The organism is Poseidonibacter sp., from assembly GCF_041821165.1.
Lineage (GTDB): Bacteria > Campylobacterota > Campylobacteria > Campylobacterales > Arcobacteraceae > Poseidonibacter.
This window is the reverse complement of sequence record NZ_JBGUES010000244.1, coordinates 1-2,714: the sequence shown is the minus strand read 5'-3', so window position 1 is coordinate 2,714 and position 2,714 is coordinate 1. Positions and strand designations below refer to the sequence as shown.

At 26.6% G+C, this 2,714-nt stretch carries 2 protein-coding genes; both read right to left on the bottom strand.

What is annotated here, in order from left to right:
• A partial coding sequence (locus ACERKK_RS12705) for a SurA N-terminal domain-containing protein (protein ID WP_373773447.1) occupies positions 1-637 on the bottom strand: 637 nt, incomplete at its 3' end.
• Between the two features lie 58 nt (positions 638-695).
• The coding region (locus ACERKK_RS12700) for an AAA family ATPase (RefSeq protein WP_373773446.1) at positions 696-2,714 on the bottom strand (2,019 nt) is incomplete at its 5' end.

Below are 2,714 nucleotides of genomic sequence, written 5' to 3'. Positions count from 1 at the left end.
CCCAATATTTTTTTAACTCATTTTCAGAAGGATTAATAACTATATCATTTGAGTTTAAAATTTTAATTGAAATATCATCTTGAACAAAAAGTAATTTATTTAAATTTTGAACTTCTACTTGGTTTGCATCAACTTCAAATAGAGTTTGAATTTTTTGTAATAAAATATTTCTTTTTAAAGAATCTTCAAATTTAACTGGTGTAGTTCTATTTTGAGATAATACTTGTACGTATGTATCTTTATCGAATTTGCCATCTTTTAAAAATGCATTATATTTTACTAATTCTTTTGCAATATCTTTATTTGTTACATCAATTCCTAATGATTCACCATAAGATAAAATTAAATTCTTTTGTAAAACTTGTGTATATGCAATATTTTTTAAGTTTAACTTTTCTGCCATATCTTTGTTAAATGCACTTCCAAAGGCATTTGCATATTGTTCATAAAGTCTTGAATACTCTTCTTGGTACTCATCATTTGAAATTTCTCTATCGCCTACAACTGCGACTACTCCGCCTTGTTTTCCATACTCATACGAACCCCAGCCAACAAAACCAGCTCCGACGAATGCTATTGTACTTATCCAAATAGTAATAACTAGCCATCTTTTATGTCTTTGCATCCATGTTATCATAAAATCTAATCCTCATAAAAATTTTAGTTATATTACTAAAAAGTTTCTTTTACTTGCGTTAAAGAGTACCCAAGATATCATTAATTACAGATTCTCTAATAGTGATTTCTAATTTTTTACAAGCACTTACAAAGGCTTCTTCTTCTCCAACAATAAAACACATTTTTTTTGCTCTTGTAATTGCTGTATAAAGAAGTTTAGTATTATGCATAATATAATGAGAAAAACTCATAGGAATTAATGCATTTTCATACTCCATTCCTTGAGTTTTATGAATAGTAAGACAATATGCTAAAGACAATAAAGAGTGAATAGTATCAAAATCATAAAATACAACCATATCATCATTTGGATATAAAACAATACACTTATTTTCTTCAAAATCTAGTTTTATTATAAGACCTAATTGACCATTAAAAACTCTTTTTTCTAAGAAATCACTTGACCCACTTTTATACATACTCATAGTTTGAGCTTTCATATTTTCATTTTTAATATGTATTACTTTATCTGTAATTTTATACTCATAAAGTTTTGTTGCATAAGCTTTTGCTTTTGTATGGTTAAAAAGTTTTTGAAGTTGCATATTTAGGTTTTCAACTCCTAATAATCCACCCTTCATAGGTGTAATTACTTGAAATAATGTAAGTGCAGAATTAATCTCTTTCTTTTTAATTAAGTCGTAATAATCTTGAATATATGAAGCTGATATATTTAAAATATTATTTAAAATATAAGTAGAATTTTCTCCTCTTAAATCTAAAAATTCATTTTGTGAAATAGAGTTTTTTTGTGAATAGTAATTTTCAATTGAAACATTAACAAACTTAAAGTCTTCATACTCTTCATTATATTTAGGCACTTCACCTTTTCTAATATCATTTGCAATTAAAGCAATCGCTTGTTGTTCATTTTGTCTATAAATTTTCGTAAGTTTACATATTGGGGCTAATTCATGTTTAATAGCATCAGCTAATATATTTCCAGCTCCAATAGCAGGTAACTGTCCATCATCACCAACAATTATAAAAACTGTATCATCTGCAATCTTTGATACTATTTGGTAAAAAGTAACAGAGTTTACCATCGAAGCTTCATCTAATAAGATTACTTTATATGGGAAGAAATCTTTTTCTTTGTGTTTCATAAGTAAAGATTGAATTGTTGCAGAGTTATATCCAGTTGTATCAGAAATACGCTGTGAAGCTATTCCACTTAATGCAATAGTCATAATATCATCATAAGAGCAAATCTCTTCAAGAAGTTCTAATATCGCCCTACTTGATGTAGATTTACCTGTTCCTGCATAACCTATTAAAAATAGTGTTTTATGTCCATCATTTATGAGTTCAACAGCTTTTTTTTGTTCAGTACTTAAATCAAACCCTAATGACTTTTGTTTTCTTACTAAATAATCTTCAAAAGAAGCAATTATTCTTTTATTTTTTTCATCTTTTCGTCTTTGAAAAAAGTCTAATACATTTTTTTCAGCATAATAAAGCATTGATAAAGCATATCTATTCTCTTTAGTTACAAAAATATCTTCTTGAACTAGCATTTTAGATAATGATTCTTCATATAGAATTTCTTCATTAGAAAATCTTAAAGAATCATCAAGCAGTTTGTATAAGTGAAATTTATCAATTGAAGAATTCCCATTATTATTACAATATTCTTGAAGATTATAATTTAAACATGCCATTATTCTAAATTCACTACGTGGGTCAATTCCTAAAGATTTAGCAATTTCATCTGCTCTTTTAAACCCAATTCCTTTTATATTTATAAGCATATATGGATTTGTTTTTATTTTTTCTATTAGGTCATCTACTTCGCCAAAAGCAGAATATATTTTTGTAATTAAGTTAGAAGTAACACCAAATTGAGCTAGAAAACTTCCTAGTTCTCTTAGGTGTTTAAACTTTTGCCATGATGCGACAATTGTTTTTAGTTTTTTTTCTTTTATACCTTTAAATTGCAATAACTCTTCAGGTTTTTCATTTAAAATTTCTACTAATTGAGGTTCATCATACTTTTCTAATAATTCATGTGCAAACTTTTTTCCAATACCTTTTAC